Genomic DNA, 26,064 nt, shown 5'->3' on the forward strand with positions numbered 1-26,064 from the left:
TCTTTGAACAGCGAGAGAAGGGGCGGAGAATATGCGCCAGAAGATAACTCCGAGTCCTCACGGTGAGGATAGGAGTAACGGCTGTGTGGTGGTTCGAGAGACGTAGTCTCTCGTCATCACGAAAATCGAAGATTTTCGAACGACACAGCCCTCGGTACACCTGTTCGACCGCGAGAGCGGGACGTTTCAGACGAGAGAGCAGGTCGTGTCGTAGACCAACAAATATCCCACCTGCGTACGGGAAGCCGCGCCGTCGTCGGGCTTTGCCCGACTGCTTGAGGGATCTCCGATCCCTCTCCGTTTACGGCGCGGAGGATGTCACTTTGTCCCTGACGGTAGGAGCCGGATTCTGACTGCCATTGGAGAGCAAAAGTACGGATTTGTCTGGACATAATAGCCATATTATAGCTGGAAAGGTTTATGCTATGAGCGAGCATACCATAGTATGTCGGACGAAGCCACGAGGATTCACCGAACGACTCGATTCGAATGTCCGCACAGGGCAGGAAAAGTCGAGTTAGAGGTATAACCAAAGCCCCGGTAACACGGGAACGAGGTGAACGCCTCCAAGGAGACGAACGCGGCCCATAACTCGACCACCATGGTGGTCGAGTGAGAAGGCTCAGTAACGGATCTCGCGTAAGTGAGATTCGTGAACTGGAGATACCCAGGCCGAAGGGCCACAGAAACGTGCTCCCGTTCGGGTCCAAATTGGGGCCTTCGTCCGGGGATATTTCTATCGATCCCGACTGCCAGTCGAGGCCAGTGGGAGAGCTCGGCAATAGAGTTGATCGGCGTTACCGAGAAAACAGGGAGCCTATGAATTGTACTGATCCAACGATTGGGATTCGAATACGCAGATAGCGAAAGGGAGCGACCGATTCTGATGAAATATCATTTGATCACCGACCGTCAGTCTAATAATATTGGTAAACAAACAACATTTCCCGAACACATGTATGGGACCACACTCATTCTAATATATGAGATAGTGGCTAGAATTAAACATGGAATGAGTTGCGTGCGGAATTATTAGACAATGTCTATCTCATCCACAATTCTTTGGAGGCGTTTGTGAACGAGTGTGTCTTGCGATTAGGGTTTAGAAAGCACTATACGATCGGAGTGCGAGAGTTCTGGAAGATGAATGCGCTAAAGCTTGACATGGTCCAGTACGATTGTCCGTACATCAGGACCACTCGAGAACACGACGTCGCCTTTCACACCCAACACTGGGATTTCAACCAGGCGGATCGGACCCTCGAGACGCGACTGCTCGCGATCGGGGAGAACCCGGAAGAGCTACACGGCGCACTCGAGACGCTCAACGGGTACGAGATGCTTCGGGGGTACGAACTCCTCTCTCGGAAACAGAACACGGCGCTCATCCGGTCGCGAATCGACGAAACTGACGCCATGCAGACGATCCGTAAGAACGATGGCTATGTGACGGGTCCGTTCGTGATTCGAAATGGAAGTGAGATCTGGAACGTCGGCTTCGATAGAGCGAGGTCGGCAGAAGACGCTCTCTCGGAACTCGACGGCTCGAACGAGTTCACGATCAGGGGCGACGACTCGGTCCACATCGACGACTTCTTCGATATCCTTCAGAACGTCGAATCCCTCGGTGCAATGCTTCGGGCGCTCCAGAATCTCACCGACAGAGAACGCGAGACTCTTGAGGCCGCAGTCGAGAAGGGGTATTTTTCGACGCCGCGGGGAGCGACCCTGGACGACGTTGCCGGGGAGTTCGATATCTCGAAGATGGGGGCCTCAAAGAACCTTCGTCGGAGCCAACGAAAGGTTCTCCGCCGAGTTATTCGCGTAATGAACGACGTCGAAGCTCAAATGGAGTTACAGGACGAAACGTCGGACGGTCAGTAAGAGTGTTCAGCGGATGATGCCTCGTGGATCGATCTCTTCGCGCAAGAGTCGTAACTGTTCTGCGGTCGGCTCCGGACTCCGATCGTACGTCCCAACGTGAATCCGAAAGCCGCTTTCCTCGTTTACCGTCGCCTCTTCGACGCCTGGATGTAAGAACTCGAGTGTCAGCTCGCGGTCGTCGTCGAAGCCGTAGACGCCATACTGGGTGATCACGTGACTCGGCCCGGTCTCGGCAGGAAGCCCAGCGTCTTTGCGTGCACCTGGACCGTCGAGGTAGCCCGGTGTAGTCAGGAAGTCGAGCTCCTCGACGAAACTCGTCTCGTCTTGGCGCATCGTGACGATCGTTTCGTTGGCGAGCGACCCGATGTCATTTGCGCCACCGCTGCCCGGGAACCGGACGGTCGGGCGCTCCCAGTCGCCGATGACCGTCGAGTTGAGGTTGCCCCGGCGGTCGAGCTGTGCAGCCCCGAGAAAGCCGTAGTCGACGAAGCCGGCGCTCATGTAGGACATGACATCGTGCATCCCGGCGGCTTTTACGCCTCTGTGGAAGGTCCGCTCGTCGCCGACCGAGATCGGCAGTTCGGGTGCGTCGGGACCGATACCGCCGGCCTCGTAGATCATGGTCGCATCGGGTGCGTGCGTTCGCTGAGCGAGCATTGCCGCAAGCATCGGCATCCCCGTCCCGACAATGATCGTACTCTCGTCTTCGATGAGGCTCGCAGCGACGGTCGTCAGCAGTTCCGTCGACGTGTACTCCTCACTCATGCCTGTTCACCCCCTTTGGGGCCGCCCGCATCCGGGCGCTCGTAGTTCTCGATCGCCTCGAGATCGGCGAGTCGCTCCTCGCCGCCGACGGCCTCGAGGTACTCCTCGAAGTCCGCAGTACCAGTGACGTAACGCTCGAGGTACTCTTCGAGGCCCTCTTCGGTCGTCGTGAGTTCCATCCACTCCTCGAGGTGATCCTCGTCGAAATAGTACTTGTAGGGCATCTCACCAGGGTGGCTCCCGTAGGGCGCTTCGACGACCGCATCGACGAGGAAGTAGGGAATCTCGACGTCTTTCGGCCGCGCCCTGAGTTCGTCGCTGTCGGCGATCTCTTCGGCGGTGACGATCAGCCGTTTGGCAGCACCTGCAAGTTCCGGGTCTTCGACGCTGATGCCGTCGATGACTGCATTACCGTACTTGTCGGCTTTCGAGACGTGAATGCAGGCGACGTCGGGATAGCAGGCGGGAACGAGCGTGATCGGCTCGCGGGTCCAAGGGTCCTCAACGATCTTCGCTGCACTCTTTTCGAAGGTCTCCGTTCCTGCGAGGATCCGAGCTGGAACGAACGGAACGCCCATCTTCGCAGCGAGAAATCGCCACTGAAGAGTTGCGTTGCTTGCCTCGGCGACGACCTCGACGTCGCCTTCTTCGACTCGCCGGCGGCCTGCCGGGGCGAGTCCACGGGTTTCGTGGGCGAAACAGTAGGCAGCCTCGACTTTCGAGACTGCACCTGCTGCGATCAGCAGATCAGCGTCGAAGACAGTGGTCTTCCCCGAGAGCGTCAGCTCCTCGATGTCCTGCCTGACGATCTCGTGGAGGATCGGCGTCGAGATCCGGACGTGACCGAAGCCGCCGCTGGCGAGGAGGTCACCGTCGTCGACGAACTGTTCGACTGCCTCGCTCGCTGCCATGCGTTTGTCCTCGAACGCACGCGAGCGCTTTTCACGATTCCACTTTCTGACATCGTCGGGGTGTTCCCAACCGACGAGCTCGCCGTTGCCCTCGTCGATGACGTTCATCGATCGCTCACCTCGCCCGCGGGACGGAACGCGACGAACCGCTTGCCGCTCGTCTCCGCTTCGAGCGCCGTCGCCTCGACCTCGAGACCGGTTTCGACGGCCTCCGGATCGATTCCAGTGACCTGTCCCGTCAGCGTTACAGGGCCGAATTCGACGATTGCGATCGCGTAGGGGGCATCCTCCTCAAAGTCAGGATGTGGGGCGCGGATGACGGTCTTCGATTCGACCATCCCGGTTTCAGGGAGTGTCTCACGCTCGAGCTCGTCGTCTTCACCTATCACGGCTGGTGGGACGGTCGCCCGACTATCGCCACGGAGGTAGTAGCCTTCGTCGGCCTCGAGTGCGTCGAGCCAGGCGTCGTAGCCTGTCTCACGAGTTATTTCACCGTTCATTTCGCTACCTCCAATACGTGGACAGCGGCAGTTGCTACCGTTCCACCTGCATTGTGGGTCACACCAACTTCCGCATCAGGGACTGCATCGGCGTTCGGATGGGTCCCTTCGAGCAGTTTGGTTAGCTCGACGAGTTGACCGACACCTGTCGCACCAACGGGATGGCCTTTCGCTTTCAATCCCCCCGAGAGATTGACCGGGAGCGCTCCATCGCGGGTCGTCTCGCCGTCTCGAGCTGCAGAGATCGCCTCCCCGGGCTCGTAGAAGCCAAGTGCCTCGAGTGCGAGGACTTCGGCGATGGTAAAACAGTCGTGAACTTCGGCGACGTCAACGTCGGCGGCGGTCACCTCGGCCCGGTCGTAGGCAGCCTGGGCAGCCGATTCAGCTGCTCTCGTCCGCGCCAACTCGCCACGTTCCTGTAGAGACAGCGTCTCGGTTCCCCGGCCCGATCCCGTGATGGCGACTGTGGGCTCGAGATCGTGCTCAGTCGCGTACTCTCCCGAGACGAGGACGGCTGCAGCGGCTCCGTCAGTGATCGGACAGGCGTCGAGTAAGCCGAGCGGATCCGCGACCGGTGGTGCCTCGAGGACGTCCGTAACGTCGATTTCGCTCTGGAATTGGGCTTTCGGGTTGGTCGCCGCGTTTGCGTGATTTTTGACAGCGATGTGGGCGAGGTCTTCGCGTGACCCGCCGAAGCGCTCCATGTAGGCATCCGCGAGCAACGCATACGCGCCTGGGAAGGTCAGGCCGGGATGCCCCTCGTGAAGGTCGTCTGCGGCCCGGGCGAGTGTCGCGGTCGTCTCTGCGGTCTCGAGAGTCGTCATCCGCTCGAGCCCGCCGACGAGGACGACGTCGGCCGCACCGCTCTCGATCGCTCGGACGCCGTCGGCGACGGCGTAGCCACCGGAAGCACACGCGTTCTCGACGCGTGTCGCCTCGAGACCGGTCGTTCCGATCCCGGAAGCCATCAGCGGGGCCTGGTGGCTCTGTCTCTCGGCGGTCTCTCCCATGTAGTTGCCGTAGTAGAGGGCATCGACGTCCGAACGTGGGACGGCGCTTTTCTCGAGTGCGCTCGAGCGAGCCTCGGCGAATAGTTCCCGGCCGGTTCGCCCGGTATGGTCGCCGAAGTCGGTCGCACCGACACCAGCTATCAGTATCTCTGCCATTACCGGAGAAAGGGCCGCTATTGTCGAAAACCGGCGGGTTGATATGTATACCAACCCCGAAACCGGGGCCACAGCGAAGACTCGAGGCGAAGTTGCTGGGAAACGGGATATCCAGAATGCAGCATACTGCCGGTTGCAACCCTTGTCTGAGACAGCGGAAAATGACACTCAGACACATAGCCGTACAGTCGCTTCAAAAACAGTCCACAGCGGTTGCAGGGAGGGCGATCAGCGGAGAACCGTCTAGATTTTTAGGAAGAGGACGATCAGGTTGATCACCATCATCGCGACGAAGCCAACGAGCCAGAGTTCCATATCTCTCACCTCCGTTAGAGTTTGAAGATTGGTTTGACGTGATCTGGGACGTTCTCGCCGCTGGCCCCGTCGGTCAGATACGAGACGAAGATCGTCACGGCGATCGAAACGGAGATCGCGATGAAGTAAAAGTCCATCCCGATCGGGAACGCGTACCCGAGCTGTGTCGCAGCCAGCAGCGTGACGTTGAGCAGGAGTGCAGCGGCGAGTCCAGCAGTGACGCCTTCTCGGCTTGCATCTTTCCAGAGCAGACCGACGACCACAGCAGGGATCGTCCCACTGACAAACGTCCCCCAGCCGAAGGTGCCGAGGATCGCAACGAGGTGACCGCCGTACAGTCCGAAGATTACCGAGCCGACGCCGACGACGAGGACTGCGGTCCGTCCAAGCCACGTTTCCCGCCGTTCGGAGACCTCCCAGCCCATCGCTCGCACGAAGTCCCGGGCGATCGCACCGGAAGCGACCGACAGGAAGAACGCGGCGGTGGACATGATCGCGGCGACCAGCCCCGCGTAGATGATCATCTGCAGGACGATGTGCAATCGCTCGACGAACTCGAAGGCAGCCATGTCAGGGTCTGCAAGCGGCTCGACACTTCCGGAGGCGACCAAATAGAGCGCAACGAAGCCGATGAGCAACCAGAGGATGCTCCCCACGGCATAGGTGACGCCGCTGACGAGGCCGACGGTTCGCAGCCCCTTCGGGTCGTCGATCGAGAACATCCGCTGGAGGACCTGGGGCTGGCCCATGACGCCGATACTGAAGACGATCGGCCAGATCAACAACAGGCCTGGTGCGGAGCCTTCAGCGAGCCCCCAGCCGTCGAGCATCTGGGGAGTAAAGGCCTTTGTCACGTCTTCACCGGAGAGTTCACCGGCCTCGACGACGGTCATGGTCGTGTTCTCCATCCCGCCAGCAATCTGGAAGAAACCGACGACGACGCCGACGACGCCTATTAGCATCACTGCACCCGTGTACGCCCCTGCGAGCTGGGCCGACGCCATCCCACCGACGGCAACGTAGACGATGATCAGCCCGAACACGAGCCAGACGGCGGTCTCAATCGAGATCCCGAGGATCACCGAGAGAACGTAGCCGCCGCCGGCGACCTGCGAGGCGAGGTAGGCCCAGCACGCAATAAAGAGAATCAATGCGAGTATCCCCCGGATCACGCCACTGTCGAACCGTTCGTCGGCGATGTCCCCGAGCGTACCAATGTCGGCGACGTCGGCCATCCCGCGGACGCGCTTGCCGACGATCCAGTAGGCCATCGCAAACCCGAGGCCACTGGCGAAGGTCATCCACAGCGAGGACGTGCCCATCTGGTATACGAGCCCTGGACCGCCAATGAATCCGAAGGCACTCATGATCCCGGACATACTCGCCAGGGTAATGACCGCCGCACCGAACATCTTCGTCGCACCATAAAACTCGTCGGAGGAGTCGACGAGGCGCTTGCTATAGAGGCCGACAGCGAACACCGAGAGGATAAACAGCGCGACGAAGCCGGGAACGAGCACATCGATCATCGACTACGCACCTCCACAGGCTCGTCGGCTTCGCGTGTCTCGCTCTGTGCGTTCACCTGCTCGACTTCCTCGAGGAACCGGTCCCACTCCCCGTCCGGCAGGAAGTGTTTCCGGAAGTAAATCCCGTAGGCGAGGGTGACCGTCATGAACCCGCCGATCCAGTAGAGCCAGTAGACGGCGGCGAAGGACGGATGCATTCCGGTAATCAGAAACTCCGGGGAACCGCCTGCGAACGCGTTCGAGTAGTACTCGGCCAGGACGAACGCCGACAACTGGAGTCCAGTCCAGATTCCGAGGGGATAGACGAGCAACTTCGTCGAAATCGTCCCGTTGGAACTCGCGCCGATGACGAACCACGGATGGAAGAGGAACACCGAGACGAGCAAGGCGACGAACCAGTGGCCGGCCAGACCGAGTCCGAGCACCGCAGTCCACAGAACGCCGCTTGCGAGCATCAACTTCGTGGTCATTCCGTCGACGTCTATCTCGCCGTCTAACATGTCGCTTCCCTCTCGACGGTTGACTCACGGCTCTGATTTTCGTGTTCCAATTTGCGCCGCCGGGTCCAAATTGTATGTTCCATGTATACATCACTCGTACGTGTTCACGAAGCCGCCATCCCACAGCAGGTCGTCGCCGTTGAGGTGTTTGCCGTGACGTGAGAGTCCGAAGGCGAACAGGTTGCCGGCCTCGACCGGCTCCATCATCTCGGAAGCGCGTGCCTGTCCAAGCATCACGTCTTCGACGACCGCTCGCTCGGAAATACCGCGCTCTGCAGCCGTATCCGCGATCTGATTCAATACGAGCGGTGTCTTGACGTAGCCCGTACTGACCGTGAACGCACGGATATCTCCGTTACCCTCGGCCGCAGTCGACTTGGTGAGCCCTCGAAGGCCGAATTTCATCGTATTGTAAGCGACCTTATCACGAGTCACGTAGTGGCCGTGGACGGACGCCATGTTGGCGATCGCGCCGATGCCGTCCTCGGCCTCTCGGATGTGTGGGAGCGCCAGTTTCGTGAGATACATCGGCGCACGGAGCATCACCCGATAGAGCAAGTCGAACTTCTCCATCGGGAACGACGTGATCGGAGAAATATGCTGTATGCCAGCGATATTCGCGACGTACCGAAGCTGTCCCGCATCGGCAGCCGTTTCAACGAGCGCCTCGAGCTCGGCGTCGTCAGTCAGATCGCAGGCGACCGTCTCGAGGTCACCCGCAACCGAAAGGTCGTTCGCTTTCTCGGCTGTCTCGTGGAGCCCGTCCTCGTCGACGTCGGTCGCAACCGTCGTCAAGCCGTTTGCCGCCAAGACGAGCGCCGTCGCACGGCCGATCCCCGAAGCCGCGCCGGTCACGATCGCCACGTTCTCCGTCGTAAACCGTGGATCGTCGATATGATGGATCGAGTCGGCAGTGATCTCAGGTGGTTCAATACTGTTGTGAGTGTCGGCTTCCCCGCTCATGCGACTGGAGAAACGGACGGTATCTGGTTCAAACGGAAGGTTGATATGTAATCACTGCTGCCTGCTCGCGGTTTTGATCATCGGCTTGTGGAGGTGCCTGGACAGGCTCGCCATGGTCAGGACGAGGCAGTCGGTAAGTCGACTGACACCGCCGACGTACGGATGTTCACTACTGACGATGGACGCCACTTCGATCCTCACGTCGTGCGTGTCCTTGTTAGGGGGACCGTGACCTTCGTCAACGAAATCGGAGTTACAGTACTACCGCATATCACTTCAACAACGACTACCCCCACTCGCCCCAGAGAGTTCCAAAACGGGAAACAGCGCTCTCGTCTCAGACGGGATTCTACCGATTTTGTCTATTGAAATCCTAAGAGAGACACAAATCTCTCAGCAAGCAGACGGTCTCTCGTAATGGCTTTGTGGAGTATGGGTCGTAACTGTATCATTGTTTATACTAAGGTCGACCCGAACGGTGTTATCGCTCTCGCACGTTTCTTCGACCGTGCCTGCGGCGTTCGTCGTGGCTTGCAGCGTGTACTCTCCATCAGGGAGATCGTCAATAACAATATATTGACCGGGCAGAGACGCGTCATACTCGTCAGCCCACCCGGCACTGATCCCCTGATACTCACAATCGAACTGAGAACTATTACTGGCAGTTGAACGGATTTGGTACAGATCCCGAAGACAGAATGTCTGTTTTCTTACCGCGCCCGTCCTCTCGCCCGATTCATCAAGCAGGATATAGTTATTGAAACCTTTTAAATGCGGGTGACCATGGGACTCCGAATACTCGAACAGATCCGGGCGGTTCTCGGGACGGCCCAATTCGGCATCCGCGTCTCCGACATTGTAGATGATCATATCAAATCGGAGGAGCCTATGTTCGCCTGGGGTTACAAAGCCGTCTTCAACGTCAGGGCTGGACTCATCAAATACTTCTGTTGAAATATTGAAATTCCTGACGCCTGGAACGAAGTTAACCCCTTGCCTGTCCTCGACTTGGTCGTCCGAGGGGTCAGGGTCGGACTCAGCTGTCGTAGGTGGCGGTGTCGACGAGTTCTCTTCGTCCGACGGGGTGGCCTCCTCGTCCGCGGTGCCTTCGTTTCCGGAGGTTGTGGAGGGATCCGTGCCCCTGTCGCTCACTGTGAACGGGTCGTCAACCGCAACGCCCCCGAGTGTGATCATACCGACCCCCGCCACTACGATGAAGAAAACTCCCACCAGTGCCACCGCACGCTTCCTACCTGTTATCCATTTTATTTCCATACTGTCCCGCCAGACTATACCCGGATCTCAGCGAGAAGAAATATAGTAAAATACCCACTAATAAAGAAGTGAAATAATAGGCCAGTCCTAAACCATTGGTAACTGGTGAACACCTCCTTCTCGCTTTCGTTTAGTATGTATTTATGATAGGAAACGACGTCGCTGGTCGCACTAACTGGAGTTGTCGTTGTTCTCGGAGCAATGCTCGTCCGTCTCTCAGAGCGCCTCCGAACGAACAAGTAGCCTTCAACTAATGGTATAGTAGCCACTGAACGTCACTGCACACCCGATCGTACGGCGGCTGTGCGATCAGTGTGTGAACCGTTTCAGTTGTTACGATAGCTCGAGGGCCGTCCGCAGATCCGACTCGACCGCGTCGACCTTGCTGCGGTCGTACAGCGCCGCCGCCGGGTGAAACGCCGGGACGACGATCCGTCCCTGGCGCTCGAACTGCTGGCCGTGTAGCTCGGTGATCGTCTCGTCGGTCTCGAGGAGTTCGTCCGTCGCGAAACTTCCCAGGGGGACGAGGACGGTCGGGTCGACGCGCTCGATTTCGGCCTCCAGCACCGGCCACCAGGCCTCGATCTCGGCGACGTACGGATCGCGGTTCTCGGGCGGCCGCACCTTGACGAGGTTGGTGATGTACAGCTCCGCCCGATCGAGGCCGATCGCCTCGAGCGCTCGGTCCAACTGCTTGCCAGCCTGGCCGACGAACGGCTCGCCCTGCTTCACTTCCTGTTTCCCCGGGGCCTCGCCGACGAGCATCACGTCCGCGGCGAGCGGTCCGGCGCCGGGGACGAACCGCTCGCGGTCGAACCGGTCGTCCGGCACCGCCGCGAGCACGTCCGCGAACTCGGCGTCGAACTCCCAGTCGGTCGCGCTCCGGTCGGTCATACCTGGGTGCTATATCCGCGCCGAGAAAACGCCTTTGCGCTGCATATGCTCGGGAGTCGGGTGTCTCGACCGCCGCGTCGGCGGTAAGCTCGACACCCATCCGAGCGCAGGTGAGACTCGCAGTCACATCTTCAATCCACATCGACCGTGTACTCGGGAATCCAGGATGGCATCGACCGGTCCTTCGACCACCTGAACAGGTGCCGTTTGTCGTTGGCGTAGTAGTACCGGTAGGCGTCGACGTAATCGTCGGCCGTCCACTCCCCCGTGAGCTGTGGCGGATCCTCGCGACCCGCTGCCGGCCACTCGAGGTCGCGGACGGTCGCGTCGTCCAGCGAGCGAACGGTCGCCCACGAGCCGTGGCGCTCCGTCGGCTCGTGGTCCCACCGGTAGCGCCACTCCTCGTGGGCTGTCTCGGTGTAATCACGCAGGTATCGCCAGTTGTCGATCGACCGCGCCGCCCAGCGGGTCAGCGGATGATCCGAATGGGTAAAGTACAGCGCGTCGGACTCCGGATGGCCGTTCAGTTGTACTGCCGTCGTCAGCACCATCGAACACTCGAAGACGCTACTGGTGACGTGGCGGTCGACGAGCCACGCCGCGGTTCGCTCGAGGTCACGATCGAGCCAGAAGGCGTTGACCATTCGATCTCCGTACGTCGTGCAGGAAGATAGGTCTCTCACCGGGTGTGACCGGCCCTCTGAGACGGACTCCTCTCAGTCAGTGACGGCGCACCCGCGACCCGTCCTGCGGGTGCGCCGGTAAACAGTGATAGCAGACCGTATGAGTGAAAGTGTTCGAGCTGATATGTCGACAAGTGCGTTGGTACCACATCACATTTATCTGGTAGTTCGTCGTACGAACTGCAATGGCTGAAAAAATACTCGTCCCAGTCGACGGATCGGACCACTCCCGACGAGCGCTGATCACTGCAGCAACCGAGTTCGAAGACACAGACATCGTTGTCTTACACGTCATCGATCCGTTCGACGCGTACTCGGTCACGGAGGAAGCCGTCTGGGACGATTCGTTCATGGAGCAACGAGAAGAGGACGCGAAAGAATTACTCGAAGAGTACGAAGATCTCGCAGCCGAGCACGGTGTTTCGGTCGAAACCCAACTCGCACACGGATCACCATCGCGAGCGATTCTCGGGGCGGTCGACGACCTCGGTGCCGATCATATCGTTATCGGCAGTCGCGGACGAACGGGCGTCGGTCGGATGCTGTTAGGCAGTGTTGCTGAAACCGTGGCAGAACGGTCACCCGTGTCAGTAACGATCGTTCGTCCTGAGAACTAGAGTCAGTACTTCACGAAGCTGGTTAGTTGAAAAGTCTACTTGCATGGAGTGTGTCTAGTACCCAGCAAGCAGACAATTCAATTCACGAGGACCAACTCCTTAATTTCCTCGTCAACACGATTGATGAGGAAGTCGATCTTGACTTCGCTCCAAACGCCGAAGCGACGTCGCCGACTTGACGACGATGCACGCCCGGTTTATGGCACGCAACTCGAATTACAGCACGGAACTCGCCCAGGCCTGTGCCGGCGCGTGTGAGGAGTGCGCTGAGGAGTGCGATCGACACGACGAGGAGCACTGTCAGGTCTGTGCCGACGTGCTCCGGGAGTGTGCGGACTCCTGTCGAAACATGATGTCTGCCTAATGAGGCGGATGTCGACGTCACTTCCCACCCAATAGCTCGAGTCGACGCCGATAGCTCCGTGACGCTCGTGTGAGTTGTCGTCCGCGCGTGCGCCAGCCGCCGTTATTCTCCGAGGAGATCGCTACCGAGGGAGGGGAATATCATATGCGCGAAATGGACCGCGAAGACGACGACGATCGGGCCGAGGAAGAGTCCGTACCAGCCGAAGGCGAGGGTTCCGAGGAAGTACCCGAGGAGAACCAACCCCATGTGGACGCCGCTTCGTGCGGAGAGGTACGATCGTGCGAAGAAATCGGGAATCGTATCGACGACGACGAACGTGAGGACGAAGAACGCGATCGGGTGCCAGAGCGGCGTCGGCGTCGTCACTGCGAGTCCGAATAAACCCAGTCCATACGGGACGTAGACTAGTTTCATCCCGACGGCAGGGACTAGCGTTCCGATCCCAATGAGCAGCGAGAGCAACACCGGCGTCGCAACGACGGTCCCTCCCGATGCGAGATAATTGAGACCGGTGTACGTTGCGGCGGCAGTCACGGCGGCGACCGCAATGACCGCAAGATTACTGAGAAAGATCGTTTCGAGGTCGTCATCGACCGACTCGACGTACGAAACGATCTCGTCGTCGTGGTCGATGCTCTCGTAGAACCACTGTCGTAACTTCTGGTCGTCACGCAGGAGATAGAAGAGAACCGTGAGCATGAGGAAGAATCGAGCGAGAATCGAGAAGACGAATCCGGCGATCGACTGCAGACGTCCCAGAGTTCCCGTCACGCCCTGGCGAACAACGCCCCCGATGGAGCCACCAGTGCCGGCCGTGAACGCGTCCCGGAGTCTATCGATGTTGCCCTCCCTGGCCAATCGCAAATACGGCTGGAGGAGCGATCGATACGCCTCGAGGTCGCTCGAGGCGAGAAACTGATCCAGTTCGCGGAGTGCGACGACGCCCGCGTAGGCGACGACGGCCGCCATAGGGATGACGACGAACAGTATCGTGACCGTCGCCGTCACGTTCGGGTGGTCGATGACGCGGTCGAGTTGGCGATACAGTGGACGCGTCGCGTAGTAGACGAATATCGCGAAGAGTACCGTCCCCACGTATCTGAAGAGGGCGATACCGATCAGTGCCGCGATCACCAATCCGACTCCAACCCAGAGGAGACGCTTGCCGTCCCATCCGTCGAAAACGGCCATGGTCAATTAGACGGGCACGAACCGGAAGAATGCCGGTCTTGAAAGAGAAGACAGTCTCAGGTTCGTTTCTGACGCCGATACCAATCAAAACTAACCTCGACCATTCGAGATGATCCAGGAACTGACTCCCGTCAGCAATACGAATCGACTCATCACTGTCGCCACCAGCCATGTCCGTTGACGATAGGGTCCAGATGACACCCGTCAGTTCATTTACTACGCACTTTCATTTTCATTGATCGTTACAAATTTGGCTGCGGGTTTTAGTGTCCCCAAACCGAGTGGATACGCTGTGGCGCTCGAGAACCTCGTCCGTGACGAGCGAATGAACGCTGTCATCGGATGGTTGCTGACGAGCACTGTGGCGCTGGGTGCCCTCGAGAGCGTTCTTACAGGTGTTCTACTCTGGGGCGGATTCGAGCTAGTCATCGTCGCTACGGTATCAGTACCAGCGCTGATCACTGGCGATTGGACGGCGATGGTTTCCTGGCCGCTCTTGGCAGTCGCTACGCTCTCCGTCGTTACCGGTGTGGCCGAATTTCCGTCCGAGACCGTGGTGTATCTCGCCGTTGCGACGGTCGCGCTCATCGTCGTCGTCGAGCTCGAGACGTTCGCATCGGTCGAACTAAGTCGGCGGTTCGCTATCGGCTTCGCGGTGCTGACGACGATGTCGCTCCAGGCGCTCTGGACCGTCGCGCAGTTCTACTCGGATCAGTGGCTCGGGACCGAGTACCTGCGCTCGCAGACCGAACTCCAGTGGGATTTCGTCATCGTCACCGTCGTAGGGCTCGTACTCGGCGCGCTCTTCGAGTGGTACGCCGGCCGATTCGAGCCGGCGGGTGCCGTCGCTCGAGCCACGACCGGAGGGGACTCATCATGACGCTCGGTGAGGCACTGGGGCTGACGGACGCCCAGGAGCGCCGTATCGTTCGAGGCCTGCAACTCGTGCTCGTCGCGCTCCTCGGATACGGGGGAGCGACGTTTCAGTTCGGAATCACCGGAACGGCGGGGTTCGCCCTCGGGATAACACTCCTGCCGGCGTGGTTGCGCCGGGAGTACGGGTATTCGATGGACGCCGGGCTTGTCCTCTGGATCACCACCGCCGTGATCCTTCACACGATGGGATCGCTCTGGTTCTACGATGTGTACCAATGGTACGACGAGATCGCACACACCGTCTCGGCGTCGGTCATCGCAGGACTGGGGTATGCAGCCTTTCGGGCGTTCGAACTCCACTCCGACGAAATGAACGTCTCATCGACGTTTCGATCCGTGTTCATCGTCGTCTTCGTCCTTGCGATCGGTGTCTTCTGGGAGGTACTGGAATTTGCCCTCGGCGGCGTGGTAGTTACGGTCTATGGAATCGACGACATTGTTACCGACTTCGTGTTCAACGCAGTCGGCGCGGTGATCGTCGCAATTTGGGGAACTGGCTACGTGAGTGAACTCGTCGGATTCTTTCGGCGACGACTCCGTTCCAAGCCCGAGAACTAGACCCCTCTAAAGATGGTCGATCGATGGCGCTGCTAACGGCTGCAAAAGCCAGCATGAGGTCTATCCGAAGAGGGAATGAATGACTGACCGTCCGAGAGGGACAGTGGTTCAGCATGAATGCCCAATCTGGCCGGAAATCGCGACGATGGTTCGTAAAGGCGGGGTCGATCACTGCGGCCGCGCTAGGGCTCGGGGTGACCGGAAACGCAATAGCACAGGAGACAACGACTGAAAACGGCGACGGACAGTTTCGAGAGGCGATCACGACTGGCGAGATGTACTTCTCGGGCGCCGTCTTCCGGGTCGTCTCGCCAGCACTGCAGGATGCCCCTGTCGTAGACAACCCAGACATCCTGCGGAATTACAGTGTGCGAGTCATCGAACACTTCAACACGACCGAAGAGGGGTATCTCTTCGTGCCACAGGGTGCACAGATCGAAGAGGGGGAGGAGTACGTATTCGACGACCGATTATCGTCGCCGACCGAAGACGAGTTAACAATACCCGATCTCGTGCGTACTCAGTACAGACCGCTCACCGGAGAGGACCTCCCCTTCGAACTCGAGATCAAAGAGGACTTCGAGATTCTGGACGACGACGGTGGCGAAGCCGCTGTCCGTTCCGATAACTTCTTTTCAAGTGCTCCGTTCGAGATCACTTCAGGGCCGCAAGGCTGGGTTCCACAGGATATCGAGCAAAGCGGCCTGTTCACTGATTACAATACCGTCCATGCCGAGTACTTCGGCACGAACAACCGGTTTCTCTTCTTCCCGCAAGAGGGCGAAGAAACAGAACCGGGACAGCTCTACGTAATGCGTGACGAGTCAGAGATTTTTGATCCCGCTGGTAATCTCGTAGCTGCCGAGTTTAATGCTGTTGACGAAGAAACACTCACTATCGACGATGAATCTCTCCGATAGTGAGTTCGGTACTCTGCTGCCCTATTGAATATAATTCTTGAGCGTAGATTATCCAATAACTTGATGAGAGCAAAAATTGGATTTCCGATTGACTCACGGTCACGTAGCATATGTCTGCCACTCGTTCCGGCCCATTTGATGTTTTTTATACATTATGTGTGGTATGAATTAATAGTCAGTGTCGGAGAGAAACGATTGCTGTGATCAGTAGGCGAATCCGTGGCTGGCAACCGAGACACTTGCTTGTCATGTGTTCCGTGCGTCGGGTTGCCAATTCTGACCCTCATTTTACGTCCGAAGATGGTAGAATGGTGGGTAATAACAGTAACCAATTCAGATGACCATAGCCGAACTTGCACCGAGAACGATGTGTAGAACGAGCGAGTCGTAAGTTATGGCCCGTGAGACAGCACCACCTTCTCGAGAGGAGATCGAAAAACGGCTCCAAAGGATTGGAACGTACTCCCGGGCAGTACGTATAGGGTTGGTAATCATTCTCAGTGCATTTCTCTTAGCCGTTGGTGTCGTTCTTCCTGCAAACCTCGACAGCCCGTCACAGGCGATCGAAGCGATACTCATGCCACTCACGTTCGTCGGACTAGGTACCATCCTGTATGGAATTGGGATGCACCTTCACCTCATGCATTTGAATCTCGTCCGCCAGTTACAGCCAGAACCGGCGGACGACCAGCCATCGGCCCCCGATCCAGGTGACTAAGTTCGTAGCTGCAGTCCTCGAGTCTCCAGCTAATTTCAGTGGCTCCTGACGAATTGAGAACCAAACCAGTAGTTATCTTGTTGATTATTATTTTGCTACTTTAGATAGAAAATCAATAGAGCACATAGATGTCTCTTCTCATCCGGCACCTAATGGCCATTGAGTGCTCAGGGAGACAGATTATACATCTATAACATTACAACTACGACGTGCCCATAGCCCCAGACCCCGTAGAGATATTCGACCGGGCAGTCGAAGAAGGTGAACGACGGCTCGACCAGTCGCTGCTCGAGCTCATAGCAACCAGCTTCATTGCGGGATTCACCATCGTCTTGGCCTTGTTGAAACCCTCAGTCGATGATAGATTTCAGCGGTCGTGCTGAATACATCGCGCAGGCCGTGTTTAGACGCCGCTCAGTTGACGCCTCGACCGAGATTATGTGGCGTTGAGCGAGGAAGTGGCGAGTATGCCGTCTCAACTCGCCCGCTTCACCGACCGATGCGTCGATTTGTCCCAAAACGCTGTCATCGGCAAGCCAGCGCCGGCGATCAAGAAGGGTGACGGCGGCTACGCTGACTGGGTGATTGTCTCGATCCACTGCCTCAGAGAGTATCTGAACCAGCCCTACCGCCGATTACTCGATATCTTGTACGAGATGCCCGGAATCGCCGCTAAACTTGGACTTTCTGTGGATCAGCTACCGGATTTCACTACCGTCTGTACGCGGAAACAAGATCTCACAATGCGTATCTGGCGAGTGTTACTGCGGCTGTCTGTCTCACTGCACGACCTCGGCGACGTTCAGGCGATCGACGCGACTGGCTTTAAACGCCATCAAGCCAGCCGCCACTATGTCCTCCGCGTCGGCTACAACTTTGACGATATCAAGACGACAGCGCTCGTCGATTGCGATACCAGCGTCATCCTCGATATCCATTGCTCGATGAAACAGCCGCACGATACACAAGTTGGACGACAGGTACTGACGAGAAATCTGGCACAGCTAAACACGATCACTGCTGACAAAAGCTACGACTGGGACGCGCTACGGCACGAACTCAGGGATGCTGGCATCCGCCCGGTGATCAAACATCGAGAGTTCTACGCACTTGACAAAGCGCACAACGCTCGCCACAACGAGAACGTCTATCACCGCCGCTCGATCGTCGAAGCGATCTTCTTCGCGCTGAAGCATCGGTTCGGCGAGACGTTGCGGGCCAGAACGTGGTTTGGTCAGTTCAGAGAACTCGTCCTAAAGGCTGCCGTCAGAAACATCGAGCAAGCCGTGAAGTTCTGACACCATTGATCTCACGCGTCTAAACAAGCCCCATCGCGCGAATACAGCATAGATACCCCTTATCTCTTCTTCTTGTATCGTTCCTGTTGTATCTGCTGGAGACGATAATTAATACCCCATATAATCCAAGCAAGGATAATCCCCGTTCCGATGATGGATTCTAACCGTACAATTTGGTCGTCAAGGATGTAAGCGGAAGCGAACACGATTATAGCCCAAAACAGAATAACGTAGACAATTTGATCAAGCGAGTCCGGCCCCAAAACCTCCCGAAGAGACATAGTTCTATGTTAGCAAACAGCGCCCATAAAGCCCCCAGCAGTCTAATAAAGACTAGCTCACAGAGTGACTGATCTTAGCGATCGGTATATCCTCTGTATCTCGCACACCTCTTCCAACAGAGAATCGATAGGTCGCTACACCTCTGCAAGATACAAGGCGCAAATGTGGTACGAGATTCGGCTCGATCTGCGAAAGTGGAATGGTTCAGTACAGGTGAATAAGTAAGCAGTCACCCGCAATCTGTCAATCATAAAGGTTTTGCCCCACAGTTTAGAAAATAAACTATGGATCGGCTCTCGACTATTTTGGTGTACGTACTCGTTGGCTTCCCTATTTTCTTCGTTGCTATCTTTCTCCTCTCATTCGGCCCACTGGGTTTGTTCTTGTTCGTATTTCTCATCCTGATGATAATGGTGATTTTGTCGTGGAACGACACTGACGAACCACCGGCTCGGACGAATTGTTCTAAATGCGGTGCACCGAACGAACTAGACCGAGAGCGATGTAAGCACTGCAATTCATCGCTTGAGACAACCGATAGCAACTGACCATCTCCTTGCTTTCCAACCACCACCCAGCGGTCAATAAGCACGTGTAGTGAACAGGTGATTCACTGGTTTCGGCGTGAATCAAACGAAGTCGTCGTGCTGAACCCATTCTCTGTATCTCGCACGCCTCTTCCAACAGAGAATCGATAGGTCGCTACACCTCTGCAAGATACAAGGCGCGAATGCAACACGAACTGAGGATTAAACAGCGGGGTCCGTGATCGTTCACTACAGGTGCAGACAGTATTTTGGGAATTCAAGGATTATCCTCAATCTACTACCATCATGTCGTGAATTTATTCTCGAGTATGGCTGCTGTATTATAGCGGGCGTAGGTGTGCAAGAGTATGAGTCGGTCCCAACCGCTGCTGTGGGCCACTCGGAGAGGCACGAGCCATGAGCAAAGAGACGAACCACACGACGGCGGAACCAGAATCCGAACCGATGCGAACAACACGTCGAACCGCGCTTCGCGGGGCGGGCCTCGCTGGAATACTCGCGATGGGCGCAAGCAGCACCAGTGCCCGAAAGGGCTTCTCGGGGGTGAACGCCAACCGAGCCCCGAGCGAGACGTCTGAAGATGACGAGTCGGTCCCGGTAACATGGGAAAACTACACGCGCGCGGAGTCCGACACGTATTTCCAAGGCTATGCCGAACTGGGCGGCTTCGGGGAGTTCTACCACCTCCGAGAGCTGGTCCCCATCGACCAGCAGAACGTCATCCAGATGAACCGAGACACGCTCTACTCGGTCGGCATCTTCGACCTGACCGAACCGGTCACCGTTACCCAACCGGACACCGGCGACCGCTACCAGTTGCTGATCGTCATCGATCAAGATCATTACGTGAAAGGGGCGTCCACGACCGCCGGCGAGTTCACGTTGACAGAGGACGCGGTCGGAACGCGGTACGGGTTGGTCCTGGTCCGCACGTTATTCGATCCAAACGATCCGGACGACATCGAGGCCGTTCACGCCATCCAAGACGAGATCACGGCGAGCCAACGATCCACTGGAACGTTCGAGATACCTAACTGGGATCAGGAATCGCTCGAGCAAATCCGGGAGGCACTCATCACAGTCGGGGTGACGATGAGCGACTCCCGGGGCGTGTGGGGCGAAGCCGACGAGGTCGATCCCGTCAAGCACCTCCTCGGCACCGCGATCGCCTGGGGCGGAAGTCCGGGGACGGACGAGTTCGTCCTCTGGCGAACGCCCGAGCAGAACGACGGTGACACGCCACATACGCTCACCGTCGACGACGTACCCGTCGACGGATACTGGTCTGTCACCGTCTACAACAGCGACTGGTATCTCGAGGAAAACAAGTACGACGCGTACGCGATTAACAACGTGACCGCAGAGCGAGACGACGACGGCGACGTCACCATCCACTTCGGCGGTGACCCCGATCAACCGAACTTCCTCTACACGCCTGAAGGGTGGAGCTATACAGTCCGACTCTACGAGCCGCGCGAAGAGATTCTCAACGGGAGCTATCAATTCCCCGAGGCTGAACCGGTCGAGTGACAAGGACACGAACATAGATGTTCTGACGACTGAGTCGGCGTGACTTGATCGTCGCTCGTCTTCCGCTTCGTACTGAGGGTCGTGCTGCACTCATCCTCTGTATTTCGCACGCCTCTTCCAACAGAGAATCGATAGGTCGCTACACCTCTGCAAGATACAAGGCGCGAATCTTGTAATCCAGATCGTGCTGAAATCGTCAGTAACGCAAATCGCTTCGTTTTCAGTCTCCATTCAGTTCATCCATACACTCGACGCAAACTTTCAGATCATTCTCCCCGGCAAGGTCTTCTTCGCCGTGATCGATTGTGTCTATTAGTTCTTTCGTGATAACATCTGGCGTGATGTTTTGAACGTCATCTACATCACGGCCGCATCGAGCACATTTGACCATAGAATGCAGTAACAAGGTCACAGGTTATTATTATTGGCCCGAGACCTACCGTTAACGCTGTATCTTATCGTTACCGATCTGCTGAATTTATCCTCTGTATCTCGCACGCAGTTCCTGACAGTAGTCAGGTAGAATACTCAGCCGCTGCTGAATCCATAGCGCGAATGCAGCACGAACTACGGTCCGTGATCGCCCACTATACGTACAGATAGACAATCGAGAACTCAGAGATGTTTATCCATCTACCACTATCATCGTGTCATGAAATTATTCTCGGGTCTCATTGCTGTATTATATGGAACGCTGGTGTGCAAGCGTGTGAGTCGGTCACAACTCCTGTAGGCCACTCAGAGAGGCATGAGCCATACCCATGAGCAAAGAACCGCACTACACGACACCAGTATTGGAGTCCGAATCGCTGCGAGCCACGCGCCGGACCGTGCTGAGCGGGGCGAATACTCACCAGAGAATCCAGCATTCAGACAAGACAGCTGATGGAGTGCACCAGTTCAGCACCCGGACGCTGACACGCCGCGAGGCCCTCCAGAGAGGGGGAATCATCGCAGGCGGACTCACACTTGGTGGACCGACAGTGACTCGGACAGTCGCCGCCGATCGAGAGTCCGAAGCGAGCCAGGACAACGACACGGATGCCAGTGTAGCATCGATCGCAGAAGACGCCTACTACTACGGACTCCAGCAGGTCATCTACTACGTAACGCGCTTCAACTACACGCAGAAGGAAGATAGCGACGTCTTTGTAGGCATCAATCGGTTGCACTATCCTAATGATGGCCAACCGATAACGGCCGACTTCACGGCTATCGTCACTGCGAACAACACCACCCTGTACGGAATGGGCTTCCTCGACCTGCAGGACGGTCCCATCGTCATCGAGATGCCCGAGGTCACCGACCGCTACTTCTCGCTGCAGTTGATGAACCAGTACGGAATCTTCCCTCTGTACGCTGGGAATCAGTTCAACGGCACCGACGCGCGGTCGTACCTGATTCTGCCGGACGACTACGAGGGCGATATCCCGGGCGACTTCGCCGCGACCGATGTCGTCCAAGCAGGGACAAAGACCCTATTCACCCTCGTCCGGTACGCATTGCGCGATCCCACGGACGAATCCGAAATCGCGCACGTCAACGACCTGCAGGACCAGACGACCATCACCCCGCTCAGCGAGTGGCTCGAAAACGACCGTTCGGGCGTGCCACGGGCAGAGCAGTCAGTCGTCCCCGGCGACTACGAGACAGTTCCGCGAATGGCGGAGCTCACAGCACAGCAGGTCGAAAATCAGACCGCAGCGGACTTCTTCACCCTCCTCGGCCTCGTTCTGAACGACCCGAGCATGCCGCTCATCGACGACTCCCGCAAGGAGGCTGCGATGCTCGAGCGGCTGGAGCAGGTCGGAATCGGCCCGGGACTGGCGTTCGAGTGGTCGGCCCTCGAGACCGACGTACAGGAGGCGCTGACCAGCGGGTTCGAAAGCGGGTTCGAGCGCGTCAGAGCCGCCGCGGTGGAGGCCAACGGCGACGTCATGGTCGATATGAACGGCTGGAACGTCCTTCAGAACACGGGGGACTTCAGAACCGACTGGTTGACCCGGGCCGCCATGGCCGACTTCGGCTTCGCGGGCCCCGACTCGCCCGCGTCTCACGTCGCTGGGTTCAAATTCACCGACGCGAACGGCGAGCAACTGGACGGGTCGACACAGTACACCATCACGTTCGACCTCGATAACCTCCCGCCGGTCACCGAGTTCTGGGAGATCCCGATCTACGACGCGCAGGGCTACTTCGTCGAGAACGAACTCGACCGCTACAGTATCAACAGCTACATGCTCGAAGAAGATCTGTTGCACACCGACGGTAACGAACTCGTTATCTACGTTCAGAATGAGGAACCGGACGATCCCGAGCAGGCGGCGAACTGGCTTCCAGCCCCCGACGGGGGCATGCGCTTCGCGGCGCGGTTCTACGGCCCCCACTGGTCGCTGGTCGACGGGTCCTACGACATGCCCGAGGTCGTCCCTGCGGAGGGGTGATACCGTCTCCCTTCATCTCCAACCAGACAACTGCCTTTCATTTTCTGCATCCACCACGCCGTTTTTGAGAGCGGCTCGGGAGTTCGGTCAGCGTCTGGTGAACAGACGGCTCGAACGCAGCACAAACTGATAGTTATGATCGGTCACTCAAAGAACAGATAGTCGATCGAGAATCCAGAGATAGACAGCTGTCTATCACTATCATCACGTCATGATATTCTTCTCGAGTATCGTCGCTGCTTTATATGAAATGCTGGTGTGCGGTTGTCCGAGTCGGTCCCAACCGCTGCAGTGGGCCACTCAGAGAGCCACGAGTCATGAGCAAGGAGCCAGAACACGAGACACCAGTATCGGAACCCCAACCGCTTCGACCAACACGCCGTACCGTGCTTCGCGGGGCAGGTCTCGCCGGACTGCTCGCGCTGGGCGCCGGGAGCGCCACGGCCCAGCGTACCGATCCGAGTGCGAACGACCACCTGAGTCGAAACGAGACCACTGAGCCGCTTCCGTCCTGGAACGATGGCCAGACCAGGCAGGCCATACTTTCGTTCGTCGAGGAAGTGACCACGCCAGACTCCCCCGGCTTCGTGCCACCCGCTGAGCGCATCGCCACGTTCGACAACGACGGTACGCTGTGGGTCGAGCGGCCAGTGTACGCCCAGCTTGCCTTTACAGTGGACAGAATACAAGAGCTGGCCCCCGAGAACCCGGAGTGGGAGGACGAACAACCCTACCAGGCGGCGCTGGAAAACGACCTCGAGACGCTGGCAGCGATGAGCCAGCAAGAGATGGTCGAACTGCTCGCTGCCACGCACGCCGGAATGACCACGGCCGAGTTCGAAGAGATCGTGACCGACTGGCTGAATACGGCGCGCCATCCGCGTTTCGACCGGCGCTACACCGAACTCGCCTATCAGCCGATGCTAGAGCTGCTCTCGTTTCTGCGAGCGAACGAGTTCACGAACTTCATCGTCTCCGGCGGTGGCGTCGATTTCATGCGGCCGATGAGCGAACCGACGTACGGAATTCCACCAGAGCAGGTAGTCGGTTCGACCGGGAAGACCCGCTACGAGATCCGGGACGGCGAGCCGGTGCTGGTCAAGCTTCCGGAGGTCGATTTCGTCGACGATGAGGACGGCAAACCAATGGGTATCCATACGTTCATCGGCAGACAACCCATCGCGGCGTTCGGCAACTACGTCGGAGATCGCCAGATGCTCGAGTGGGCCGATGCAGGGGATGGTCCGCGGCTGTGCCTGCTGGTTAATCACGACGACGCCGAGCGTGAGTATGCCTATAGTATGGACGAAGACCTCACAGGTGAGCCGGTCGACGAGTCTGCCCAGCCATTTATCGAGGTGGCAGCGGAGCAGGGCTGGGTCGTCACCAGTATGAAAGACGACTGGGAGTACGTCTTCCCCTTCGAGCAAACAGATAGCTGAGCCAGAGCCATGAGCAACGAAACACACCGTACGACGCCAGAATCGAACTTCGAACCGCTGCGGACAACCCGCCGAACCGCGCTTCGCGGAACTGGTCTAGCCGGATTACTTGCGATGGGTGTCGGTAGCACTGGCGCCCACGAAGGAACGCCAGAGACAACCGGTCACCGAGCGCAGCGACAGACGACGGACAACAACGATTCGGCCCCAGTCGATTGAACGTTGATTCGTTTTCTATCTACTCCCACCGGGCTTGCTGCACTCATCCTCTGTATGCAGCAGGCACATCCTGACAGAATATGGGAGTGTTGTGTTCATCAGCGATTGGTTTTCTCTTTCACCACCAGTTTGGACGTACGCAAATTTCCGGAGACACCACTCACCCCATCGGCCATCGAACGAAAGCATCGGTATTGCGTTCGTGCGGTATCTCACCCCACCGCAGTATGGGGATTTCGACCCCCGAAAATCGGCTATGGGCGCTGCAGGCTCTAAGGACACTCAAGTGCCAGTGCTGAAGGGATAGTGCATATCCAGCACCACCCCCACTTTGTGGATTCACTCAGTTACGCATAACACCACCTCTCCGTGAAAATGGCACTCATTCACATGGGTGGGCGTCCTCTGGAAGAATGCATGAAAATTCCAAAAGAAGACATCCCAGCCAGAATTGACAGCCCGGCCGCAGTGGCTCGCCACCAACCGGACTTCGGTGATGCATCTGACTCAGGGAAGATGGCTGCAGAATACTTCACGCTCTCGAAAGGGACCGACATCGCAGGTCTCCTCGAAGGACTGGAAAATGATCTCTGCCAGTCACCTCACTGGGGATACATCGTAAGTGGCGCTTTGACCGTCACCTATACTGACGGTAGCGAAGAAGTAGATGAGGGGGGTGATATGTTCTACTGGCCACCCGGACATACACTTCGAGCTGACGAAGATACCGACTTCGTCTTATTCAGCCCCCAACACGACCATGGGGAGGTCATCGACCATGTTCAGAGCAAAATGGAGGAAAGTACATAAGAAACACTCGATTCCGCTTATTTTGTTCGAGATTAACCATAGATGTTTTCCAAATTTGGGATATTCAGGCCGAATCGGTTAAACGTCCATTCTACCGCTAAATCCATCCTCTATATTCAGCACCCCGTTCCTTTCGAATTACGTACATTCGCCCTCCTCGGATGCAATAGCGAGCCCTCGTTCGAGGTTGTGAACGACGCACTTGATGACGAGTTCCCGGAACTGCTTCCACCAGAGGCGTGACCGCACGAATGCGCCGAATTTCTGTTTGATCGCCGCGTTGACTGTCTCGTTCATATTCCGCTGATGGTAGAGATCGCTGTCCAGCCGTGTATTCCACGCTTTGTGGAGTGGAGTAAACTCCCGGTGCTTGATGAGTGGTCGAATATCGTGGTCACGGGCAAGCCGCCGGAGCTTCTGGTCGTCATATCCCTTGTCAGCAGTCAAGACTGCGATGGACTCTGCGTTCCGTTTCACTACCTGTGGCCCAATTTGCGTATCGTGCTTTCGCGTTGTCGTCACGTGAATATCGAGAACGGCGTTGGTCGCTGTATCGACCAATAGCGTTGTCTTCAACTGCTGGATGGTGAGGTTCGTTCGCTTCGTGTAGTGTGTTGAGGCATGCGCTCGCTCAAACCCGGACGCATCGATGCCGGTGACACCGTTCAGCGGCAAGTCCGCGAGCGAGACGTTTAGTAACACTCGCCAGACGGCCATCTCTAAGCGGTCGAAGGCTTTGCAGAGTGTCGAGGGTGCAGGGATCGAATCGAGATCGAGGGCGTCACGAATGCGGGGCATC

At 57.5% G+C, this 26,064-nt stretch carries 22 protein-coding genes and 3 pseudogenes; 13 read left to right on the forward strand and 12 right to left on the reverse strand.

The window, feature by feature from the left end; all coding sequences use genetic code 11:
* Positions 1-19: 19 nt before the first annotated feature.
* Positions 20-214, forward strand: a pseudogene (locus ACFR99_RS20125) (hypothetical protein); the annotation flags it as partial.
* A gap of 929 nt (positions 215-1,143) precedes the next feature.
* Positions 1,144-1,884 (forward strand): helix-turn-helix domain-containing protein, encoded by a 741-nt coding sequence (locus ACFR99_RS20130; protein ID WP_390291511.1) that lies wholly within the window; start codon positions 1,144-1,146, stop codon positions 1,882-1,884.
* A gap of 6 nt (positions 1,885-1,890) precedes the next feature.
* On the opposite strand, the gene ACFR99_RS20135 is transcribed toward ACFR99_RS20130, so the two are convergent.
* The 10 genes from ACFR99_RS20135 to ACFR99_RS20180 form a co-directional block, all read right to left on the reverse strand.
* On the reverse strand, positions 1,891-2,649 hold the full coding sequence (locus ACFR99_RS20135; protein WP_390291514.1) for a CoA-transferase subunit beta: 759 nt from the start codon (positions 2,647-2,649) through the stop codon (positions 1,891-1,893).
* The gene (locus tag ACFR99_RS20140) at positions 2,646-3,668 is read right to left on the reverse strand and encodes a CoA transferase subunit A (RefSeq protein ID WP_390291517.1); all 1,023 of its coding nucleotides are present in this window, start codon (positions 3,666-3,668) and stop codon (positions 2,646-2,648) included. The genes ACFR99_RS20135 and ACFR99_RS20140 overlap by 4 nt, the downstream gene beginning before the upstream one ends.
* Entirely contained in the window at positions 3,665-4,060 is a 396-nt protein-coding gene (locus tag ACFR99_RS20145; protein ID WP_390291520.1) for a Zn-ribbon domain-containing OB-fold protein, read from the reverse strand. The genes ACFR99_RS20140 and ACFR99_RS20145 overlap by 4 nt, the downstream gene beginning before the upstream one ends.
* On the reverse strand, positions 4,057-5,226 hold the full coding sequence (locus tag ACFR99_RS20150; protein WP_390291523.1) for a thiolase domain-containing protein: 1,170 nt from the start codon (positions 5,224-5,226) through the stop codon (positions 4,057-4,059). The genes ACFR99_RS20145 and ACFR99_RS20150 overlap by 4 nt, the downstream gene beginning before the upstream one ends.
* Before the next feature lie 329 nt (positions 5,227-5,555).
* Positions 5,556-7,070, reverse strand: coding sequence for a sodium:solute symporter family transporter (locus tag ACFR99_RS20155; protein WP_390291526.1), 1,515 nt, complete (start codon positions 7,068-7,070; stop codon positions 5,556-5,558).
* A complete protein-coding gene (locus ACFR99_RS20160) occupies positions 7,067-7,570 on the reverse strand; it encodes a hypothetical protein (RefSeq protein WP_390291528.1) in 504 nt (167 codons plus the stop codon). Before ACFR99_RS20160 ends, ACFR99_RS20155 begins: the two co-directional genes overlap by 4 nt.
* A gap of 90 nt (positions 7,571-7,660) precedes the next feature.
* Positions 7,661-8,533: an SDR family NAD(P)-dependent oxidoreductase gene (locus ACFR99_RS20165; RefSeq protein WP_390291531.1), complete on the reverse strand. Its 873-nt coding sequence runs from the start codon at positions 8,531-8,533 to the stop codon at positions 7,661-7,663.
* A gap of 393 nt (positions 8,534-8,926) precedes the next feature.
* Positions 8,927-9,808 carry a lysyl oxidase family protein gene (locus ACFR99_RS20170; RefSeq protein WP_390291534.1) on the reverse strand — a complete coding sequence of 294 codons (882 nt, stop codon included), beginning with the start codon at positions 9,806-9,808 and terminating at the stop codon, positions 8,927-8,929.
* Between the two features lie 333 nt (positions 9,809-10,141).
* A complete protein-coding gene (locus ACFR99_RS20175) occupies positions 10,142-10,702 on the reverse strand; it encodes a uracil-DNA glycosylase (protein ID WP_390291537.1) in 561 nt (186 codons plus the stop codon).
* A 131-nt stretch (positions 10,703-10,833) separates the two neighbouring features.
* Positions 10,834-11,346: a hypothetical protein gene (locus tag ACFR99_RS20180; protein ID WP_390291540.1), complete on the reverse strand. Its 513-nt coding sequence runs from the start codon at positions 11,344-11,346 to the stop codon at positions 10,834-10,836.
* Between the two features lie 224 nt (positions 11,347-11,570).
* On the opposite strand from ACFR99_RS20180, the gene ACFR99_RS20185 reads away from it, so the two are divergent.
* Entirely contained in the window at positions 11,571-12,002 is a 432-nt protein-coding gene (locus tag ACFR99_RS20185) for a universal stress protein (RefSeq protein WP_390291543.1), read from the forward strand.
* A 163-nt stretch (positions 12,003-12,165) separates the two neighbouring features.
* Positions 12,166-12,366 (forward strand): annotated as a pseudogene (locus ACFR99_RS20190) (four-helix bundle copper-binding protein); the annotation flags it as partial.
* Between the two features lie 102 nt (positions 12,367-12,468).
* Here the strand turns inward: ACFR99_RS20190 and ACFR99_RS20195 are convergent.
* A complete protein-coding gene (locus tag ACFR99_RS20195; protein WP_390291546.1) occupies positions 12,469-13,560 on the reverse strand; it encodes an AI-2E family transporter in 1,092 nt (363 codons plus the stop codon).
* A gap of 292 nt (positions 13,561-13,852) precedes the next feature.
* Between ACFR99_RS20195 and ACFR99_RS20200 the strand changes: the two genes are divergently transcribed.
* The 9 genes and pseudogenes from ACFR99_RS20200 (at position 13,853) to ACFR99_RS20240 (ending at position 25,265) form a co-directional block, all read left to right on the forward strand.
* Positions 13,853-14,440, forward strand: a complete 588-nt coding sequence (locus tag ACFR99_RS20200) for a hypothetical protein (RefSeq protein ID WP_390291549.1) — start codon at positions 13,853-13,855, stop codon at positions 14,438-14,440.
* Complete coding sequence (locus ACFR99_RS20205) at positions 14,437-15,054, forward strand: DUF2238 domain-containing protein (protein ID WP_390291552.1); 618 nt, start codon at positions 14,437-14,439, stop codon at positions 15,052-15,054. The genes ACFR99_RS20200 and ACFR99_RS20205 overlap by 4 nt, the downstream gene beginning before the upstream one ends.
* A 194-nt stretch (positions 15,055-15,248) precedes the next feature.
* Entirely contained in the window at positions 15,249-15,974 is a 726-nt protein-coding gene (locus ACFR99_RS20210) for a hypothetical protein (protein WP_390291555.1), read from the forward strand.
* A gap of 927 nt (positions 15,975-16,901) precedes the next feature.
* Positions 16,902-17,054 (forward strand): annotated as a pseudogene (locus ACFR99_RS20215) (formate/nitrite transporter family protein); the annotation flags it as partial.
* A gap of 105 nt (positions 17,055-17,159) precedes the next feature.
* Positions 17,160-17,990, forward strand: a complete 831-nt coding sequence (locus tag ACFR99_RS20220; RefSeq protein WP_390291594.1) for an IS5 family transposase — start codon at positions 17,160-17,162, stop codon at positions 17,988-17,990.
* Between the two features lie 1,226 nt (positions 17,991-19,216).
* Positions 19,217-20,350 (forward strand): DUF1214 domain-containing protein, encoded by a 1,134-nt coding sequence (locus ACFR99_RS20225; RefSeq protein ID WP_390291558.1) that lies wholly within the window; start codon positions 19,217-19,219, stop codon positions 20,348-20,350.
* Between the two features lie 983 nt (positions 20,351-21,333).
* Positions 21,334-22,794 (forward strand): DUF1254 domain-containing protein, encoded by a 1,461-nt coding sequence (locus ACFR99_RS20230; RefSeq protein ID WP_390291561.1) that lies wholly within the window; start codon positions 21,334-21,336, stop codon positions 22,792-22,794.
* 317 nt (positions 22,795-23,111) lie between these two features.
* Complete coding sequence (locus ACFR99_RS20235; protein WP_390291564.1) at positions 23,112-24,236, forward strand: HAD family hydrolase; 1,125 nt, start codon at positions 23,112-23,114, stop codon at positions 24,234-24,236.
* Positions 24,237-24,830: 594 nt separating this feature from the next.
* The gene (locus ACFR99_RS20240) at positions 24,831-25,265 is read left to right on the forward strand and encodes a cupin domain-containing protein (RefSeq protein ID WP_390291567.1); all 435 of its coding nucleotides are present in this window, start codon (positions 24,831-24,833) and stop codon (positions 25,263-25,265) included.
* 138 nt (positions 25,266-25,403) lie between these two features.
* On the opposite strand, the gene ACFR99_RS20245 is transcribed toward ACFR99_RS20240, so the two are convergent.
* Positions 25,404-26,064, reverse strand: a 661-nt coding sequence (locus ACFR99_RS20245; protein ID WP_390291570.1) for an IS5 family transposase, incomplete at its 5' end; no start/stop codon positions are given.

Origin of the sequence: Haloarchaeobius amylolyticus (genome assembly GCF_042678045.1) — an archaeon.
GTDB lineage: Archaea > Halobacteriota > Halobacteria > Halobacteriales > Natrialbaceae > Natrinema > Natrinema amylolyticus_A.

Excerpts from the sequence above, each read along its gene's own strand:
- ACFR99_RS20220 (WP_390291594.1), top strand. The coding sequence starts at position 17,160 with ATGCCGTCTCAACTCGCCCGCTTCACCGACCGATGCGTCGATTTGTCC.
- ACFR99_RS20240 (WP_390291567.1), top strand. The coding sequence starts at position 24,831 with ATGGCACTCATTCACATGGGTGGGCGTCCTCTGGAAGAATGCATGAAA.
- ACFR99_RS20135 (WP_390291514.1), bottom strand. The coding sequence starts at position 2,649 with ATGAGTGAGGAGTACACGTCGACGGAACTGCTGACGACCGTCGCTGCG.
- ACFR99_RS20175 (WP_390291537.1), bottom strand. The coding sequence starts at position 10,702 with ATGACCGACCGGAGCGCGACCGACTGGGAGTTCGACGCCGAGTTCGCG.
- ACFR99_RS20195 (WP_390291546.1), bottom strand. The coding sequence starts at position 13,560 with ATGGCCGTTTTCGACGGATGGGACGGCAAGCGTCTCCTCTGGGTTGGA.
- ACFR99_RS20170 (WP_390291534.1), bottom strand. The coding sequence starts at position 9,808 with ATGGAAATAAAATGGATAACAGGTAGGAAGCGTGCGGTGGCACTGGTG.
- ACFR99_RS20155 (WP_390291526.1), bottom strand. The coding sequence starts at position 7,070 with ATGATCGATGTGCTCGTTCCCGGCTTCGTCGCGCTGTTTATCCTCTCG.
- ACFR99_RS20140 (WP_390291517.1), bottom strand. The coding sequence starts at position 3,668 with ATGAACGTCATCGACGAGGGCAACGGCGAGCTCGTCGGTTGGGAACAC.
- ACFR99_RS20225 (WP_390291558.1), top strand. The coding sequence starts at position 19,217 with ATGAGCAAAGAGACGAACCACACGACGGCGGAACCAGAATCCGAACCG.
- ACFR99_RS20185 (WP_390291543.1), top strand. The coding sequence starts at position 11,571 with ATGGCTGAAAAAATACTCGTCCCAGTCGACGGATCGGACCACTCCCGA.
- ACFR99_RS20150 (WP_390291523.1), bottom strand. The coding sequence starts at position 5,226 with ATGGCAGAGATACTGATAGCTGGTGTCGGTGCGACCGACTTCGGCGAC.
- ACFR99_RS20130 (WP_390291511.1), top strand. The coding sequence starts at position 1,144 with ATGAATGCGCTAAAGCTTGACATGGTCCAGTACGATTGTCCGTACATC.
- ACFR99_RS20145 (WP_390291520.1), bottom strand. The coding sequence starts at position 4,060 with ATGAACGGTGAAATAACTCGTGAGACAGGCTACGACGCCTGGCTCGAC.
- ACFR99_RS20160 (WP_390291528.1), bottom strand. The coding sequence starts at position 7,570 with ATGTTAGACGGCGAGATAGACGTCGACGGAATGACCACGAAGTTGATG.
- ACFR99_RS20235 (WP_390291564.1), top strand. The coding sequence starts at position 23,112 with ATGAGCAAGGAGCCAGAACACGAGACACCAGTATCGGAACCCCAACCG.
- ACFR99_RS20180 (WP_390291540.1), bottom strand. The coding sequence starts at position 11,346 with ATGGTCAACGCCTTCTGGCTCGATCGTGACCTCGAGCGAACCGCGGCG.
- ACFR99_RS20205 (WP_390291552.1), top strand. The coding sequence starts at position 14,437 with ATGACGCTCGGTGAGGCACTGGGGCTGACGGACGCCCAGGAGCGCCGT.
- ACFR99_RS20165 (WP_390291531.1), bottom strand. The coding sequence starts at position 8,533 with ATGAGCGGGGAAGCCGACACTCACAACAGTATTGAACCACCTGAGATC.